Origin of the sequence: Haladaptatus sp. QDMS2, from assembly GCF_029338295.1 — an archaeon.
Taxonomy (GTDB): domain Archaea; phylum Halobacteriota; class Halobacteria; order Halobacteriales; family Halococcaceae; genus QDMS2.
This window is the reverse complement of the sequence record NZ_CP119791.1, coordinates 702,201-719,471: the sequence shown is the minus strand read 5'-3', so window position 1 is coordinate 719,471 and position 17,271 is coordinate 702,201. Positions and strand designations below refer to the sequence as shown.

Annotated in this window: 19 protein-coding genes; 6 read left to right on the top strand and 13 right to left on the bottom strand. The window is 62.6% G+C overall.

Annotated elements, in window-relative coordinates; translation table 11 throughout:
• Positions 1 to 36: 36 nt before the first annotated feature.
• The 6 genes from P1M51_RS03870 to P1M51_RS03845 form a co-directional block, all read right to left on the bottom strand.
• Entirely contained in the window at positions 37 to 2,151 is a 2,115-nt protein-coding gene (locus tag P1M51_RS03870; protein ID WP_276246878.1) for a DHH family phosphoesterase, read from the bottom strand.
• Between the two features lie 57 nt (positions 2,152 to 2,208).
• The gene (locus P1M51_RS03865) at positions 2,209 to 2,472 is read right to left on the bottom strand and encodes a hypothetical protein (RefSeq protein WP_276246877.1); all 264 of its coding nucleotides are present in this window, start codon (positions 2,470 to 2,472) and stop codon (positions 2,209 to 2,211) included.
• 24 nt (positions 2,473 to 2,496) lie between these two features.
• Positions 2,497 to 3,093, bottom strand: a complete 597-nt coding sequence (locus tag P1M51_RS03860) for a YIP1 family protein (RefSeq protein ID WP_276246876.1) — start codon at positions 3,091 to 3,093, stop codon at positions 2,497 to 2,499.
• Positions 3,094 to 3,100: 7 nt separating this feature from the next.
• Positions 3,101 to 3,685 (bottom strand): thymidine kinase, encoded by a 585-nt coding sequence (locus P1M51_RS03855; RefSeq protein ID WP_276246875.1) that lies wholly within the window; start codon positions 3,683 to 3,685, stop codon positions 3,101 to 3,103.
• A gap of 67 nt (positions 3,686 to 3,752) precedes the next feature.
• A complete protein-coding gene (locus P1M51_RS03850; RefSeq protein ID WP_276246874.1) occupies positions 3,753 to 4,334 on the bottom strand; it encodes an NADPH-dependent FMN reductase in 582 nt (193 codons plus the stop codon).
• A gap of 47 nt (positions 4,335 to 4,381) precedes the next feature.
• Positions 4,382 to 5,293 carry an A/G-specific adenine glycosylase gene (locus P1M51_RS03845; RefSeq protein ID WP_276246873.1) on the bottom strand — a complete coding sequence of 304 codons (912 nt, stop codon included), beginning with the start codon at positions 5,291 to 5,293 and terminating at the stop codon, positions 4,382 to 4,384.
• Between the two features lie 66 nt (positions 5,294 to 5,359).
• On the opposite strand from P1M51_RS03845, the gene P1M51_RS03840 reads away from it, so the two are divergent.
• Genes P1M51_RS03840 through P1M51_RS03830 form a run of 3 tightly spaced genes read left to right on the top strand, consistent with a single transcriptional unit; the run spans position 5,360 to position 6,331 of the window.
• Entirely contained in the window at positions 5,360 to 5,758 is a 399-nt protein-coding gene (locus tag P1M51_RS03840) for a RidA family protein (protein WP_276246872.1), read from the top strand.
• Between the two features lie 33 nt (positions 5,759 to 5,791).
• A complete protein-coding gene (locus P1M51_RS03835; RefSeq protein WP_276274822.1) occupies positions 5,792 to 5,962 on the top strand; it encodes a hypothetical protein in 171 nt (56 codons plus the stop codon).
• Between the two features lie 42 nt (positions 5,963 to 6,004).
• Positions 6,005 to 6,331 (top strand): hypothetical protein, encoded by a 327-nt coding sequence (locus tag P1M51_RS03830; RefSeq protein ID WP_276246870.1) that lies wholly within the window; start codon positions 6,005 to 6,007, stop codon positions 6,329 to 6,331.
• On the opposite strand, the gene P1M51_RS03825 is transcribed toward P1M51_RS03830, so the two are convergent.
• A complete protein-coding gene (locus P1M51_RS03825) occupies positions 6,332 to 6,919 on the bottom strand; it encodes a flavin reductase family protein (protein WP_276246869.1) in 588 nt (195 codons plus the stop codon).
• A 205-nt stretch (positions 6,920 to 7,124) separates the two neighbouring features.
• Here P1M51_RS03825 and P1M51_RS03820 point away from each other — a divergent pair, with 205 nt between their 5' ends.
• A complete protein-coding gene (locus P1M51_RS03820) occupies positions 7,125 to 7,370 on the top strand; it encodes a hypothetical protein (RefSeq protein ID WP_276274821.1) in 246 nt (81 codons plus the stop codon).
• Positions 7,371 to 7,377: 7 nt separating this feature from the next.
• Here the strand turns inward: P1M51_RS03820 and P1M51_RS03815 are convergent, their stop codons facing one another.
• A complete protein-coding gene (locus tag P1M51_RS03815) occupies positions 7,378 to 7,797 on the bottom strand; it encodes a DoxX family protein (RefSeq protein ID WP_276246867.1) in 420 nt (139 codons plus the stop codon).
• 200 nt (positions 7,798 to 7,997) lie between these two features.
• Positions 7,998 to 9,035, bottom strand: a complete 1,038-nt coding sequence (locus P1M51_RS03810; RefSeq protein ID WP_276246866.1) for a tyrosine--tRNA ligase — start codon at positions 9,033 to 9,035, stop codon at positions 7,998 to 8,000.
• 33 nt (positions 9,036 to 9,068) lie between these two features.
• Here P1M51_RS03810 and P1M51_RS03805 point away from each other — a divergent pair, with 33 nt between their 5' ends.
• Both P1M51_RS03805 and P1M51_RS03800 read left to right on the top strand, forming a co-directional pair.
• Positions 9,069 to 11,954, top strand: a complete 2,886-nt coding sequence (locus P1M51_RS03805) for a PAS domain S-box protein (RefSeq protein ID WP_276246865.1) — start codon at positions 9,069 to 9,071, stop codon at positions 11,952 to 11,954.
• A 342-nt stretch (positions 11,955 to 12,296) separates the two neighbouring features.
• Positions 12,297 to 13,094 (top strand): aldo/keto reductase, encoded by a 798-nt coding sequence (locus tag P1M51_RS03800; protein ID WP_276246864.1) that lies wholly within the window; start codon positions 12,297 to 12,299, stop codon positions 13,092 to 13,094.
• A gap of 1 nt (position 13,095) precedes the next feature.
• On the opposite strand, the gene msrB is transcribed toward P1M51_RS03800, so the two are convergent.
• From msrB to P1M51_RS03780, 4 genes are all read right to left on the bottom strand, one after another.
• The gene (gene msrB / locus P1M51_RS03795; protein WP_276246863.1) at positions 13,096 to 13,503 is read right to left on the bottom strand and encodes a peptide-methionine (R)-S-oxide reductase MsrB; all 408 of its coding nucleotides are present in this window, start codon (positions 13,501 to 13,503) and stop codon (positions 13,096 to 13,098) included.
• 87 nt (positions 13,504 to 13,590) lie between these two features.
• Complete coding sequence (locus P1M51_RS03790) at positions 13,591 to 15,384, bottom strand: acetyl-CoA carboxylase biotin carboxylase subunit (RefSeq protein ID WP_276246862.1); 1,794 nt, start codon at positions 15,382 to 15,384, stop codon at positions 13,591 to 13,593.
• Between the two features lie 29 nt (positions 15,385 to 15,413).
• Positions 15,414 to 15,674, bottom strand: coding sequence for an acc operon protein (locus P1M51_RS03785; protein WP_276274820.1), 261 nt, complete (start codon positions 15,672 to 15,674; stop codon positions 15,414 to 15,416).
• Position 15,675: 1 nt separating this feature from the next.
• Positions 15,676 to 17,220, bottom strand: a complete 1,545-nt coding sequence (locus tag P1M51_RS03780) for an acyl-CoA carboxylase subunit beta (protein WP_369685084.1) — start codon at positions 17,218 to 17,220, stop codon at positions 15,676 to 15,678.
• Between the last annotated feature and the right edge of the window lie 51 nt (positions 17,221 to 17,271).

Here is a 17,271-nt window from a genome sequence, read left to right as displayed (position 1 = left end):
TCACTCACGGGTGGTGAGAACGGAGAGAAGGTCCGATTACGCGAGCTTTTCTGCAACCGTCGCGATGACGGCGTCGAGAACGGCGTCGCGTTCGCCGACGAGGAATTCGAGTTTTCCGTCGTGTGCGCTGCGCGGCGTGACACCCGCGTTCGGGACGCGGAGGCGGGCGGCTTCGGCGATTTCGCGGACGTCAACAGCCGTGGTCGAGCGGATGTGAATCTCGTCGTCTGCGAGGCCGATGGTCACGAACGGTTCGCCCTCGCGGTTGCGACGGTGGACCTCGTCTAAGAGGAGTTCCGTCGGCGGGAAGTCGAACCGGTTCGTGTAAGCGTCGGTGTCGAGGACGGCGAAGTTGACGCCGCCTTCGTCCACGTAATCTAAGTTGGCCTCTGCGGTTTCGAGTTCGTCGTCGAGTTTCGTGCGGAACTGCTGGGCGATGTGGCTCGCGAGGCCGCCGACTTCGCCGAACAGGAGGTCGGTGATGACCTCGCGTTTGTCCTCGTAGGACTGGTAGTAGGCTTCGAGCGCGATTGCTTCACGGAGTTCGCGCGTGGCTGCTTCGTCGTAGCCAGCCTCGGCGGCGAGGTCGACGTACTGTGCCGGGGCGTTCTCCCAGAAGCTAACCGCGGGAAGGTGTGCGAGATCGTCGCGGACGCCGTTGTTGACGTTCGCGGCGACGTTCGCGCCGAGAACGGTGCTCGTGACGTTCGCGTCGAAGGACTCGTCTGCGAGGTTCGGGTTGACGATGGTGTCAACCACGGCTGCAATCTCCTCGTCTGCGACGGCCGCGTCGATGACGACCTTCGGCGCGCCGTAGATGTCGAGCAGTTCGAGGCCGTCTAAGGACTCCTTCGTGGAGCCAGCGGCGGCGAGCACGAACAGTGGGAACTGCTCGTCGTGGCGGTCGCGGTTTGAGAGCATGTTGGTGACGTCGCCGGTTGCGTCGTCCATGCCGTAGACGCCGTCCTGGAGCGGGCGGCGGTCGAAGTAGTGGTAAACCGCGTCTTCGCGGGCGTGTTCCTCGCGGATGAGAGGCAGCGTCGCACGCTCGATTGCGGCCCCGGTGAGGTAGCCGTCTACCGTCGCGCTGTGGCGGACGATGACTGGGCGACCCTCGATGACTGCGCGGCGGATGGCCGTCGCGACGTCTCGGATTTCTTCGGAGAGGGCGGAGACGATTTCGTCTTCTGCGAGCGGTTCGGCCGCTTCGGGACGGGCACGGGCGTCGAGAGCGTTCTTGAGTCGGCCTTCGACGGCGTCGCGCTCGCCACCTTCGAGGATGTCGAGGTCTTCGGTTTCGACCTGGAGTTCGTCGCGGCGCATCTCGACTTCTCCGTTCAGGCCGACGATGTCGCCGACTTCGACTTCGGGGTAGGCGCGGACGCCTGCTTCAACGAACGCGGCCGCATCGACGGTGCCAGTCTCGTCGCGGACGGTGAACACGGTCGGGCCGCTCGTCTGTCGGACACCGGTCACGGTGCCTTCGAGGCGGGCTTTCTGGCCGACGTGGTCAGAGAGGGTGCCGATTTCGACGCGCTCGTAGGTGACGCCGTCGTCTTCGTCGGATTCTGCCGGCGTCGCGGGCGTCTCGTCTGGCGTTTCGCGCTCGGTCTCGGTTTCGGTTTGCTGGTCTGCTTGCTGTTCAGACTGTCGTTCCGTTTGCTGTTCTGCCTGCTTTTGCTTGCGGCGTGCCTCGTCCTTTTCCTGTTTGGCTTTCTGCTTGTCAGAAAGCGTCTGTCGGACGACGGCGCGCTTTTCTTTCTTCGGCGAGTTCTCGGGGAGTTCGTCGCCGCTTGGCGTCTGAATGAGTTTGCCGCGGAACTCGTTGTCCGCCTGCCGGATGGACCACGCGAGGTCGATGTTGCCGTTGTTGTGAACCTTCTTGACCTGCACGTAGACGGCGTCGTCGGTGTCCCAGTCGAGGGAGTCGAGGCGCCGGTCCAGTTCGCTCTTGTGCAGCAGACCAGTGACGTGGTCGCCGATGTCGATGAACACACCGAACTCGGCGAAGCCGTCGACCGAGCCTTTGTAGAAGCGGCCGGGTTTCAGTTGTCCGGGTCGGTTACCAGTGAACTCGAAGACGACGTCCTCCTGGTGGACGTCGCAAATTGGGCCGTTAGCATCGGCCCCACAGATGATACACTTATCCATTAGCCGGTAAAAACGGTCCCGGCCTAAAACGGTTATCGGATTCCTGCTGTCAGCAAACTACTCGAACACCGGACTGTCTGCTTCGAGCGACTGGAGTCCCTCACGGATGTTTCGGGCGTCCTCGGGGAACAGGGCGACCTGCACCTCGTTTCCCTCCTCGTCGTGGAACACGAGTTTGACGCGTTTGTCGCCAAACTCCCGTACTTCCGCCTCGGTCACGTCGAACAACTTCGCCGTCGCGGACTTGTTCGCCGGCCCGACGTTCTTGAGCGCGCCGTCTTTCAACTCGACCATGAACTCAGAGAGGCTGAGCGTGAGCATGCCCGCCCCTTGTGGGCGCGGGGTCTAAACGATACCGAGGAGCACCGTTTCGAGCGCCGCGAAACCGCGGAACCCGAAGCCGAAGATGATGGCCGCGGGAATCGCACCGAGGACGGCCGCACGCGGCATCGAGACGCGGTGGACGCGGTGAACGCCGAGGATGAGCAAAAACGCACCGTACGCCGTACAGGCGACCCGGAGTTCGGGTATCGGAAGTCCCGCGAACACGCAGGGGGCCGCAGAATAGGCGAGCAACTGCACCGTCTCGCTCACGCCGCCGCGCTCGGGCGCGAACGGAATCAGGATGAGCGTCTGGACCGCCGCGGTCAGGTGCAGCGCCGCCGGTGCGACGAGGAGGGCGGCGAGCGCGAGCGCGAAAACGAACGAGAGCGCGGGTTGCCCGCCGAGGACGGGATAGGCGTTCTCGACGAGCAGAAAGCGAGTCGCTTCCTCCACGCTGACGACGAGCGCGGCGAACACGAGGCCAGGAGCCTGGTCGCCGGGCGCGACCGCTGCGCGGAAGAATCGTCGAGGGCGGACGAGCACTTCGACCCACGCCTGCGCGAGCGCGACCGGGCCGCGGTCACGTCCGCCGGTCGGGTTTTCGACCCACTGAGTCACAGGTGGTCTAGTCGCTGCGAAGGGTATGACAGTTGCGACAGCGCGCCTCGTAGCTCTCCTCTGCGCCCACGAGAATCGTCGGGTCGTCTTCGTGGGCTGGAACGCCGTCGATGAACCGCTGGGTGCGGGTCGCCGGTTCGCCACACTCGACGCAGATGGCCTGAACCTTGTCCACGTACTCGGCGACGGCGATGAGGTCAGGAACCGGGTCGAACGGGTCGCCTCGGAAGGTCTGGTCCAGCCCGCTCGCGATGACCCGGCGACCGTCAGCCGCGAGGTCCTCGCAGACGGCGACGAGTTCGTCGGAGAAGAAATTGGCCTCGTCGATGCCCACGACCTGCTCGCCGTTCAGTGCCTCGAAGATTTCCGGCCCGGGGTCGTCAGGGTCCACGACGAGCGCCTCCCACTTCGCGCCGTCGTGCGAGCCGATGGTTTCGGTTCCGTAGCGGTCGTCGATGGAGGGTTTGAACGCCGCCACCTCTTGCCCGGCGATTTCAGCGCGCCTGAGTCGGCGGAGCAACTCCTCTGTCTTCCCGGAGAACATACAGCCGGAGACCACCTCGATCCACCCGCTGTTGGTGATTGCGTGCATACCCTGTAGACGAACGAGCTAGCATCAAAATAGTTGTCAATCACGGCGGGCAGACAGTCAGGAACCGCTAGTCGCTCGCGCCGACGTTCTCTTCGCTCTCGACCGTGTCCGGGTCAGCCTCGATGTTCCAGAACTGCACCACACGACGGCCCAGCGTGCGAACCCGCTTTTCCATGTCTTCGTCGACGAACTCCTCGTCGTAGAACTGGTTTCGGACGCCCGGAATCGCGGCCTGGTGGGGGAGTACCCACGCGCCGAGCGACCGGCCGACGCTCCGGAGATGTTCGAGGGCGGTGGTCGGGAAACGTCCGCCAGAGACCGCGAGCAACCCGACCGTCTTGTCGTCGAATTCGTCGAATCCAGCGTAGTCGAGGATGGTCTTGAGCGGCGAGGAGTACGACCCGTGGTACATAGGCGTCCCGAGGATGATGGCATCTGCCTGCTGGAGGGTTGCCATGAGTTCCGGCACGTCGCCGGGTTCCCTGTTATCGGCGTCGAAAATCGGGATGTCGAGCCCGCGAGGGTCAACGAGTTCCGTCGTCGCCCCCGCTAGCTCCGCCTCGTCGAGTGCGTGACGCAGGGCGATTCTGGTGAAACTCTCGTCGCGCAGACTTCCACAAACGGCGACGACGTGAGGGGTAGGTGCCATAGTCTCGATTCGCCGCCGGGTCGTCAAAAGTGAGGTGGTTTCTGCCGTCAGCGACGCAGGGACGCCTCGCCCGTCGCGGCGTCGAACTCGACCAGTTCGTCCGCGTCGAGGTCGGAGAGGAGTCCGGCGAGCCACTCGCGGCCGTGGTCACCCTCGGGTGTGTAATCGACCCGGACGCGTGGGCCGAGTTCGTCGAGGGTGAGCGAATCGTACTCCTTCAGGACGTTCACGACGCGCCCGCGGAACTGTCGTCTACTCCCTTCGAATTTCGGCTGAGTTGGCACGTCCGGCGCGGTGAAGTCGCCCGTCTCGTAGGCGTGACACCACGCTCGCCACGGGCACTGCGCCCCGTCGCAGTCGGGGACTTTTCCGCACGCAATCCCGCCGAGTTCCATGATGGCGTTGTTCCAGACGCGGGAGTCGCCCTCGGGCATGAGCCGGTTGGCCGCTTCCTCGAAGACGGCATCGTCGTCGGGTAGGTCGAAGGCACGGTACGTGACGCGCTTTACGTTCGTGTCGACCACGGCGTCGCCCTTGTTGAAGGCGAAACTTGCCACCGCATTGGCGGTGTACGGGCCGACGCCCATCAGTTCCTGGAGGGTGTCGGGAGTCTCTGGGAACTTGCCGTCGAACTCCTCGACCACCTGCCGGGCGGCCTCGTGGAGGTACTTCGCCCGGTTGTTGTACCCGAGGCTCATTTCGCTCCAGAAGCCAACCACGTCGGCGCGGTCTGCGTCGGCGAGCGCCTGCGGAGTCGGCCAGTTTTCGAGAAACGCCTCCCACGCCTCGACGACGCGCCCCAGTTGCGTCTGCTGGCTCATCACCTCGGAGACGAGAATGGCGTAGGGGTCGTCGGTCCGCCGCCACGGGAAGTCGCGGTGGTCCGCCTCGTACCACTCGACCAGCGCCTGCTGGACCGCAGGCAGGTCCTCGGACAGGGACCACTGAACATCAGACATGCCGAGGGGTAGGAAAAGCGCGCGTTTAGGGGTAGTGATTTTCTGGTATCCCGTGGTGGAGACAGCATGGACCGACAGAACGTGTCGAGTGGGACGGAGTGGGAACAGCTTGTAGGGTATTCGCGGGCGGTTCGTGTCGGAAACCGCGTGTCCGTCTCGGGAACGACAGCCACAGACGAATCGGGGACCATCGTCGGCAAAGACGACCCCGCCGCCCAGACGAAGCAAACCCTCGAAAATGTGGGCAAGGCGCTCGAAAAAGCTGGCGCAGGCTTCGAAGATGTGATTCGAACGCGCATCTACGTGACCGACATCGACGACTGGGAGGCGATTGGCCGAGCTCACGGCGAGGTGTTCGGAGAGATTCGCCCGGCGACGAGCATGGTGGAGGTACGCCGACTCATCGACCCGGCGATGCTCGTCGAAATCGAAGCCGAGGCCGTGGTTACAGAGCCACCACTTTGAGAAGGTTCCTGAAACCCGCCTCGGGTGGAGGGTATGGAAACCAGGCGCGTCGCACTCTTTCTGGTGAGGATTGTGCGCCTCGTTGTGGGGGTTTTCTCTCGCGATAGTGGAGCGACGATTTTTGGCTTCTCCGCCGTCTTCGGTGCCCTGTTCTGGTACGTGTTCGGGTCGATTATCGACGCAGAAAATCGCACCACCGAGTGAGCAGGCGAAAATCGTTTTGCCACGGCCACCCACCTACCCGCTATGAGTCTCGACGACCTGTCGGAAGACATCGAGCATCAGTATACCGCACTCGACGATTCGCTGCCCGTGTCGCTCGACCGGGAGACGAAAAACGAACTCGCCATGCTCACCACCGCCCTCGAACCTGACAACCCGGACGAGCTCGTCCGCCGGGCGGTCCACCTGTTGTTCCAGTCCATCGTCGACCGCGGGACGCTCGATTTCCACCTCCGACGGCGCTACGACGTGACCTACGACGAGTACCTCTCTGGGATGACCTACGAGGACATGACCGGCGGCGGCTACGACTACCCCCAGCGCGACGACGAGCGTCGCTACCAGTTCTGATTACTCCGGGCGTTCGAGCGAGAATCGGTCCGTCGTCTTCGCGTACCAACTTCCAGAGAGACGGCCCACGGCATCGAGTTTCTCCACGTCGAGTTTGCCGCCTGTCGTCACCGAATCGTCGACGTACACGTTCACGACTTCGCCGAGGACCATCGAGGACGCGCCGACGTCCACGAAGTCGGTGAGGCGACACTCGTAGGCGACCTTGATGCCTGCGACGCGCGGTGGAGCCACCTTCGTCGATGCCACGCGGTCCAAGCCGGCGTGGTCGAACTCGCTTTCGCCGTGAGGGAGCGTCGCGGAACTCTCGTTCATCTGTGTCGCGAACTCCTCGGTGACGACGTTCACGACGAACTCCTCGGTGTCGAGGACGTTCTTCGGCGTGTCTTTGAGGTCGTCGCCGCGGTCCACGGGCGCGAACATTATCGTCGGCGGGTCGACGCTCACGACGTTGAAAAACGAGTACGGCGCGAGGTTATCGACGCCGGCTTCGCTGCGGGTACTCACCCACGCGATTGGCCGGGGGACGACGCCGGCGGCGAGCGTTCTGTACAACGTTCCATCGAGCGTGGTTGGGTCGATTTCCATGAGTAGTGTGCCCGGACGGGATCGCCCCGCCTGCGAGATGCCTGTGGTTCAGCGCCGGGTACAAATGAGGGTGCTGGTGACGGAACGTGTACGACCCTCATGGTTGTTCAGCCAAAAGTAGGCAGGGTTTTATAGGAGACTGCTGATTACACAAGCGATATCACTGGCACGTGGGACTGTCAGTGAGAGACTGGGGGGTCGAACGGTGACTAACAACCGATATAACACCATGTTCAACAACGCAGTAGGAGAGGGGAGTGGGGTGGAAACGACCGGCGATGCGTGGGCAGCACTTGACGTGGCAGAGCCACTCTGCCACATCGTCGAACCATACGAAGACGAACCCGACGAGTGTACGCTCTTCCCGCTCAACGCGAGCGAGGAGGCGCGGCTGACGACGTGGATTTCCGCGGCGGAGGGGTCGTTCGTCAGCGTCGAAGAGATGTGCTAGCCGACGCTCAGAACAGGCCCACGCCCACCGCGTAGGGCCACGTCACGCCGCCGAGGGCGAGCAAGAGGAGCACGCCACCGAGCAGGCCGACGTTTTTCAGGAAGGCCGTCATTTCCGACTGCTGCTGGTCTGCCGGCGCATTCCAGAAGTCGTGCATCTTCGGCGTCGTGACGAGGAGGAACACCGCGAGCGCGCCGGCTCCGACGACGGGATAGAACCCGAGAATCACCGAGAGGCCGCCGAAGACGAGGAGGCCTCCAGAGAGGAGCACCGAGAGCTTCGGCGCGGGCACGCCCTTCATGTCAGCGTAGCCAGTCATCTGTTCGGTCTGCATGAAGTGGTTGAATCCGGTGAACGCGAGCATCCCGCCGAGCAGGACACGAGCGAGCAGGAACGCGACCGCCGCACCGGTCGTCTCGAACACCATTATTTGCGCACCTCCTCGGGCCGACGAGGTTGCACGACGATACTGAATTTCGTGTGGGTAGCTGGTTGCATCACGTTACTGGCTCGGACCCACGCGAATATATGATTTAGCTGACATTGGTGTAACCAGGGTGGATAGATGCCCCCACGTTACACGAATGTAATTGCTACGGGGTCACACGGCGAAAAGCAGTGTCGCGCTCAGGCGTATTTCTCGGGGTAGGCGTCGGCGAGGAGGTCATGCTGGTCGGCGAAGCGTTCGCGAATCGGGTCGATGATGTCCGAGATGTACGCACCCGTCGCGTTCTTCAGGTCGAGCGGGTGCAGTTCTTCTGACACAAAATCGGCTTCGAGTTCGTCGTACGACTCGTAGACGATGTTGCCGCCGTACTTCTCCGGGCGCTCGATGACGAAGGTCTCGCCGCGCTCTGCGAGAATCGGGAAGACGAGGAAGCGGAGGTATTCGAGGACGCCGTTTTCCTCGACTTCACCCTGCGGGCAGTAGGCGTCGTTTATCTTCACGATGACGTCGTCCTCGTCGTCGGTGAGGTTCACCTTCGAGGATTCGTCCGAAGCGCTCATCTTGCCGCCCGTGAGGCCGGAGAGCAGCGGGGCGAACACGCAGATAGGAGCCTCGTAGCCGTGTTCTGGGAGAATCTCGCGGCTGAGCATGTAGATGCCGCGCTGGTCGATGCCACCGTAGGCGATGTCGGCGTCGAGCGCGGGGATGTCGAGCGTCTGCATCAGCGGGTAGATGAGGCCGCCGAGTTTCGGGTTGTCGCTCTGGCGGACGACTTCGCTGCCCGCACGCTGGACGCGACTGATGGTCGTGTCCGCGGCCATGCGAAGCAAGTCGAGGGAGTACCAGCTATCGAGTTCGAAGTCGCGTCCCCGGACGAACTCGATTTGCGACCCGTCCGCACCGGCGGCGTCGATCATGCCCTCGATGGCCTCCTGATAGTAGTCGGTCCGGGCGTCGAGCAAGTCGAACGGACTCTTCTCGTCGTCCAGATGAGCGTGCAGGTCGGCGACCAGCACCTTCACCTTCAGGCCAGCGTTGAGAAAGTCCGCAAGCTTTCGCATCGTCGTGAAGTGCCCGATGTGCATCTCGCCGGTCGGAGCGTACCCGATGTAGACAGTGGGCGTCTCCTTTTCGTCGAAAATGGCCTCCAGTTCCTCCTCGGTGACGACCTCCTCTGTATTGCGCGAAACGAGGTGTACGCGCTCCTCTCGGTCCATAGTCCCGGTTGCCGTGGCCCGTGGTTAAAGGGTTTGATTCTCTGTACAATCGTCCACCGTGAGAAACGGCGAGATTATCTCACCTCCCAGCGTACCAACACTATCGTGTCCGCGATGTACCCTGCGGACTCGCGTTCCCGCGAATACGCGGTGTTGGTAGGGGGTGACGGCGAGTCGGGCCCGGTGCTTGCAGTGCTCGAAGAGTCCGTACCTTCGACCACGTTTTCTACCAGCCTCGAACCGGACAGCGACGCCATCGAAGCGCGACTACAGCGGGATGTGTTCGATTGCCTCGTCCTCGTCGCTGGAGACGAGTTTTTCGAGTCCGTCAAACGGCTCCGTCCCGCATTTCCGACGCTTCCCCTCATCTGCGTCGCCGAGTCAGCCCCAATTCACGTCGCGTCACTCGTCGCCGCAGACCCCGCTATCGATTACGTCCCGACCACAGCCCTGTTCACACTGCCGGACAGAATCGAAAGCGCCGTCGAACGAGCGGCCGACAACGGCGCAATCGCCGACGGAGAGCAGACGATTCTGGACGGCATCGAGGACATCTTCTACATCTACAGCCCGGAAAACCGGCTCGTGAAGTGGAACGGTGCCCTGCGAACGGTGAGCGGATACACGGACGAGGAACTCGCGGCAATCGACATCGTCGAACTCGTCGCCCCGGAAGAAAGAGACCGGGTCAGACAACACCTGCAGGCGCTCCCGGCGACTGAGCCGGTCGTCATCGAGATGGACGTGTACACGAAAGGCGGCGACCGGTTGCCCTACGAGTTCCGGAGCATCCCGCTTTCCGGCCCGGATGGAGCGCCAATCGGTCGCTGTGGCATCGGTCGCGACATATCGGAGCAAGTGGTCCGAGAACGGGCACTCGAAGAGAGCGAGACCCGATATCGGACGCTCGTCGAAGGTTCGCCGGACCCGATCGTCGTAACGACGGACGACACGCTCGTGTTCGCGAACGAAGCGTTCCTCTCGATGGTCAGTCAGGACCGCGAAACCGTCCTCGGTGCGCGAATCTTCGATTTCCTCCCACAGGACGACCACGACGAGGCGACAGAACTCATCGAGCAGTTGCTCACTGGTGGGGACGTCGAAATGCCACTCCAGCGTGAGGTGTTGATAAATGGACAGCAGCGAATCGTCGAAGCCATCTCGAAACCCATCGTCTTCGACGGCGAGCGGGCGCTTCTCGCACACATCAAGGATATCACGGACCAGGCGCGCTACGAACGAGCACTCACCGAACTCCACCGAACGGCGACCCAGTTTATCACCTGTACGACGGCCCCGGCGGTGTACAACGTCGCAATCGGGGCGGCGAAAGACATCATCGGACTCCCTGTCAGTACCTTCTATCACCTCGACGAAACCGGTGACACACTCGTCGATGCCACGCCGACACTGGACGGTGAACGGAACGCCGAACCACGCGGCTCGAACCTCTGGAACATCTTCGTTTCAGGCGAACCGGCGTACATCGAGGACGCAGACCCGGACGACAGCCCCATCGACAAACCGCTTCGCAGCTGTCTGGCGATACCAATCGGCGTCCACAGCGTCTTCGTCGCCGGGTCCCAGACCGAGCCAAAGCTCTCCACCTCGGCGAAAGAACTGGCGAACCTCCTCTCTGTGTACGTCGAGAACGCCCTCGAACGAGCAGACACCGAGCGCGCGATACGCGACCGCGACCGCAGACTGGCAGAACAGACCGAGGCGCTCGCTCACCTGAACCAGATCAACGACACGATTCGACGCATCAACCGGTCGCTGTTGCAGGCGCGGAGTCGCGAAGAGATACTCCACGCCGTCTGCGAGCAGTTGCAGGCGTCGTCGAAGTACGCGTTCGCCTGGGTCGGGGAACCCGTAAACGGCGGGTTCACGCAGGTGGTGCAGGCGGGGATTTCCTCCCAGTACGCCGCACAGCTCGAAGCCGCCGCCGGCCCGGACGCCCCACTGTTCGCACTCGGGCAAGACGCGCTCGATACGAACGTCGTTCAGGTGGTCCAGAACGTCCTCGCCGTGCCCGAGTGGCGGTCGCTGCGCAAGGACGCACTCTCCGGGTCCTACAACGCCGTCGCCGCGGTTCCGATTGGCCGCCACATGGCAGAGAGTATCCTCTTTTTACACGCAGAGGAGGCGTTCACCTTCGGAGAGCGAGAACAGGAGATAATCGGGGAACTCGGCCAGCTCATCGGCTACGCGCTCGAATCGATTGTGCGAAAATCCTCGACGCTCACCGAATCAGCCCTCGAACTCGAACTCGAAAGCGACGACGAGAGTTCGTTGCTCAACCAGCTCTCTGCGGGATTCGGCTGTACGGTAACCCTGGAGGGATACGTCCCCGAAGATACCGAGACGGCAATCGCATATATCGGCGTCCAGGACGGCGGAGAGCGCTCCGAAGCCGAGTTCCTCGCCGTCTCCGAGACCATCGAGTCCGTGCGTCTACTGGTGGCAGAAACGACGAGCGCGATATACGAGGCAGTCATCACGGAACTGAACATCCTGCCCGTCATCGCCAGATTTGGTGCGTCACTCGAATCACACGAATCGACCGACGGGAACTCCACGCTCGTCATCCGCCTGCCAGCGACCGCGCCCGTTCGAGCGTTCGTCCACGCCCTCAAAGACGTCTATCCCCGGATTCGACTCGTCGCGCGAAGAGAGGTCTCGCGGCCCGCAAAATCGGTGACCGAGATTCGCGGCCGATTCCTCGAAGGCCTGACGCCCCGCCAGGCAGAGGCGGTCAAAATCGCGTACTACGGGGGCTTTTTCGAATGGCCACGACACAGTTCGGCGGAAGAACTCGCAGACCATCTCGACATCTCCTCGCCGACGTATCTCTACCATCTGCGGGCCGCAGAGCGCAAACTGTTCGAACTCGTATTCGAGGCGACTCTAGGTGACTAGAGTTCACACCGTCCATCGTACGAAATGACTAGTGTACGAACCTATGTCTCGAAGAGTACTGAGTGCAGTTGCGGAAAGTGAGCAATCCCACGCTTCGTGGACCGAAATCGAAGTGTACCCCTACCCCCACCCACCTCAACCGCCCGTGGCGTCCCCCCGACACGGGCGTGCTGACTTACCGCAACCGTCAGAGGCACGCGACTCCCGTCGAGTTACGCCGACCGGACTGAATCGTACGCTCACCGGTTTCCTCGACGGACGTCATTTTAGACCCGTTACCCAGGCGAATGACAGCGCCACCGAGTCGAACTCGTTAACTTTCCCACACCGCTTTCACGAACCATGAACGACCTCCCCGCATTCGGCCTCGGGACGTACCTTCAAGACGACCACGACCAGTGTGTCGCGAGCGTCGAAACGGCACTCGACGTCGGCTATCGCCACATCGACACCGCCCAGGAGTACGGCAACGAAGCCGCTGCCGGCGAAGCAATCGAGAACGCGGCAGTTCCACGCGAGGACGTCTTCCTCGCCTCCAAAGTCGAGACCGGAAATCTCGCCTACGAAGACGTTCTCTCCACGACTCGCGAGAGCCTCGACAGGCTCGGCGTGGACACCCTCGATCTGCTCTACGTCCACTGGCCACTCGGGGAGTACGACCCCGAGGGAACCCTGCGGGCGTTCGACGAACTGTACGACGACGGCCTCATTCGCCACGTCGGGCTCTCGAATTTCACCCCGGACCTGCTCGACGAGGCGCTCGGCCAGCTCTCCGCACCGCTCTACGCCCATCAGGTCGAGATGAACCCGCTCTGCCAGCAGGACGAACTCAGAGCGATGGCAGAAAACGAGGACCACCACTTCGTCGCCTACTCGCCACTCGCGCAGGATGAGGTGTTCGACATTCCAGAACTGCAGGAAATCGCCAGCGAGCACGACGTGAGCGAAGCTCAGGTCAGCCTCGCGTGGCTCCGCGAAAAGGGTGCGAAGGTCATCCCGAAGGCGACCAGCCGCGAGCACATCGCCGACAACTTTGCCGCGCGTGACCTGACGCTCACCGACGCAGATATCGCGAAGATAGACGGCATCGAGCGCGAGGAGCGCACCGTCGAATTCGACGCCGCGCCGTGGAACCAGTAACTCAAGCCTCTTCTTCGAAGTTGAGGCAGATGGAGTTGATGCAGTAGCGTTTCCCAGTGGGGTTCGGCCCGTCGTCGAAGATGTGCCCGAGGTGGCTGCCGCAGTTCGCGCAGTGGACCTCGGTGCGAACCATCCCGTGACTGGTGTCACGCTCGAACTCGACTGCCCCCTCGATGGCGTCGTAGAAACTCGGCCACCCCGAGGAGGTGAACTTCGTATCCGAGGTGAACAACTTCTGGCCGCATCCCTTGCAGGTGTATGTGCCGGGGTCGTCCTTGTCGATGAACTCTCCGGTGTACTTCGGTTCCGTCCCCTGCTCGCGGAGGACTTTGTACTCCTCCTCGGTGAGGATTTCTCGCCACTCGTCGTCAGATTTTGGGACCTCTCGGGTGGCTGGTTGCTCGCTCATGGCGGTGTATTGGTGCGCGAGGCTCTTTTGGGTTTGGTCGAGTGATGCAGTCGCTCACCGCCTGAAAAATCGAAAAGCGAGACGCGATTATTCGATGACGATGAGCACGTCGCCCATGTTGACGCTCTCGCCTTCGGAGACGCTGACGTGTGTGACAGTACCAGAGGCACTGGCGACCACGTCGTTCTCCATCTTCATGGCTTCCAAGACGCAGACGACGTCGCCGGAGGTGACCTCGTCGCCCTCGTCTACGTTGACGGCGAGGATGGTACCCTGCATCTCGGCTTTGACCTGCTGGCCGTCTGTCGGGGCGCTTCCAGAGTCACTGTCGTCGCCGTTCTTGCTCGATGGGCGCGGGGCGGAGGACTGCTTCTTGCCGCTCGACGCGGTTGCGGCGACGGCCGGTGCGCCGTGTTCCTCCAGATTGACCTCGAAGCGCTTGCCGTTGACTTCGACGACGAACTCGCGTTCGACCGTCTCCTCGTCTTCGGCGTCGCCGGTCTTCGTCGGCCCCCACTTTTCCTGAGCGTCCTTGATGCGTTCGACGTCGAGTTCCTCGTCGAGGTACTTCGTCGTGTGCGTACCCGCGACGAACTGCTCGTCGGTGAGCATGAGGCGGTGGAACGGGATGACCGTCACGATGCCCTCAATGTCGAACTCCTTGAGCGCGCGCTTCGACCGGGCGATACACTCCTCGCGGTCTTTGCCGTACACGATGAGCTTGCCAATCATCGAGTCGTAGTCGCCGCCGATTTTGTCGCCCTGGCGGAGCGCGTCGTCCATGCGGACGCCGATGCCGCCCGGCGGGGCGTACGTCTCGAGTGTGCCGGTGGCGGGTGCGAAGTTGTTCGCCGCGTTCTCGGCGTTGATGCGGAACTCCATCGCGTGGCCCTCGATTTCGACGTCCTCCTGTTCGAAGCCGAGTTCTTCGCCCATGGCGACTCGCAGTTGCCACTTCACGATGTCGATGCCCGTGATTTCCTCGGTCACGCAGTGTTCGACCTGAATCCGGGTGTTCACTTCGAGGAAGTAGAACTCGCCGTCCTCGACGAGGAACTCGACGGTCCCCGCGTTCACGTAGTCGGAGGCCATGACACCCTGGCGGGCGGCCTCGCCGATTTCGGCGCGGAGTTCGTCGGAGAGGGCCGGACTTGGCCCCTCTTCGATGACCTTCTGATGGCGGCGCTGGAGCGAACAGTCGCGCTCGCCGAGGTGGCGCACGTTGCCGTGCTGGTCTGCGATAATCTGCACCTCGATGTGGCGTGGCGCTTCGAGGTACTTTTCGACGTATACGGACGGATTGTCGAAGTAGGCTTCACCCTCGCGCTGGGCCGACTCGAACTTGTCCTGCGCTTCCTCCGCGGAGTTGACGACCTTCATCCCGCGGCCGCCACCGCCACCCTCTGCCTTGATGGCGACGGGGAAGCCGTGTTCCTCGCCGAAGGCTTCGACTTCCTCGCCGGAGGTGACGGGGTCCGTCGTCCCGGGGACGATTGGGACGCCTGCGGCCTCCATCAGTTTGCGAGCCTTCGTCTTCTCGCCGAGTTGCTCCATCGATTCCGAACTCGGGCCGACCCAGGTGATGCCCGCGTCGGCGACTTTGCCGGCGAACTCTGCGTTCTCCGCGAGGAAACCGTAGCCGGGGTGGATGGCATCTGCATCAGCCTTCTCTGCGGCCTCGATGACAGCCTCGTGGTCGAGGTAGGACTCCGCGGCGCGGGCTGGACCGATGTTGTACGCTTCGTCCGCGTAGCGGACGTGACCGGCGTTTTTGTCTGCATCACTGTACACTGCGACGGTGCCGATACCGAGCTCTTCACAGGCACGCATGACGCGGACTGCGATTTCACCTCGGTTGGCGACGAGAACCTTATCGAACATTTGTGAATATGGGTGTGTTGAATATCCGGTTATCTCATTCTATCGGTTCGGCCTGCGGCCGCCCACGCGCTTTGCGGGGCACCGTCGGGAACCCGAACGGTACGTTGTTGGAGCGCCTCCATCCGGCCAGCGAACGTCCAGCGCTGGCCCTCCCACGTCTCCTCGTCTGCGTCCGCCGCGGCGGCGGCGAGGTCCTGTAAGTGCGCGCCGATGGAGGCGGCGATGGCGGCGGCCTCGTCTGCGTCCGCGTCGTCGATGTCGAGTGCGGCGAGGAGGTCTTCTACGTTCATCTCAGAGTGGGATGTTGCCGTGTTTGCGGTCCGGCTGGCTCTTGCGTTTCGTCCGGAGCATCTTCAGGTCCTGGATGAGGCGCGGACGCGTCTCCTGTGGCTCGATGACGTCGTCTACGTAGCCCTTCTCCGCGGCCTCGTAGGGGTTCGCGAAGGCGTCGCGGTACTCGTCGATGAGTTGCTGGCGCTTTTCCTCCACGTCGTCTGCGTCGGCCAGTTCCTTGCGGTAGAGGATGTTCACTGCGCCCTGTGGCCCCATCACGGCGAGTTCCGCCGTCGGCCAGGCGTAGTTCACGTCCGCCCCGAGGTGCTTCGAGGCCATCACGTCGTAGGCGCCGCCGTAGGCCTTGCGCGTGATGACGGTGAGCAGTGGCACCGTGGCCTCGGAGTAGGCGTAGAGCAGTTTCGCGCCGTGTTTGATGATGCCGTTGTGCTCCTGGTCGGTGCCGGGCATGAACCCGGGCACGTCCACGAACGTCACGATTGGGATGTTGAAGGCGTCACAGAAGCGCACGAAGCGAGAGCCCTTCAGACTGGAGTCGATGTCGAGGGTGCCTGCGTTAATCTTCGGCTGGTTCGCCACGACGCCGACGGCGTGGCCGTCGAGTCGGGCGAAGCCGATGGTGATGTTTCGTGCGTACTTCTCCGCAACTTCGAAGAACGAACCCTCGTCGACGACTTTGTCGATGACGTTGACGATGTCGTAGGGCTTCTGTGGCTGGTCCGGGACGACTTCCTTGAGTTCGTCGTCCATCCGCTCTGGGTCGTCCCACGGTTCGACGCGTGGTGGGTCCTCGACGTTGTTCGAGGGCATGTACGAGAGCAGGCGACGAATGTCGTCGAGGGCTTCCTTTTCGTCGGCCGTCGAGAACTGGGCGACGCCACTCTTCGTGTTGTGAGCGCCCGCCCCGCCGAGTTCTTCCATCGTGATTTCTTCGCCCGTGACGGTCTTGATGACCTCCGGGCCGGTAATCATCATGTGGCTCGTGTCCTCGACCATCAGGATGAAGTCCGTGATGGCGGGGGAGTACACCGCGCCGCCGGCACACGGCCCCATGATTGCCGAAATCTGTGGGATGACGCCCGACGCCTGTTGGTTGCGGTGGAAGATGTCCGCGTAGCCCGCGAGCGAGACGACGCCTTCCTGAATCCGCGCGCCGGCAGAGTCGTTTAGCCCGATGATTGGAGCGCCGACTTCCATGGCTTTGTCCATCACCTTCACGACCTTCTCGGCGAACACTTCACCGAGCGACCCGCCGAAGACGGTGAAGTCGTGAGCGAACACGAAGACAGTGCGCCCGTCCACTTCGCCGTAGCCCGTCACGACGCCGTCGCCGGGAATTTGCTGTTCTTCCATCCCGAAGTTGTGCGACCGGTGGGTGCGCAACTGGTCGAACTCGGTGAACGTATCGTCGTCTAAGAAGTAGTCGATGCGCTCGCGCGCGGTGAGTTTGCCCTTGTCGTGCTGGGCTTCGATTCGGTCTTCGCCGCCGCCAAGGAGGGCTTCCTCGTGTTTCTCGCGTAGCTCCTCGATCTTCTCTTCCATGGTCACGGGGAATCACCCCATACCGCATTCATGCTAGGTCGATACAGAAGC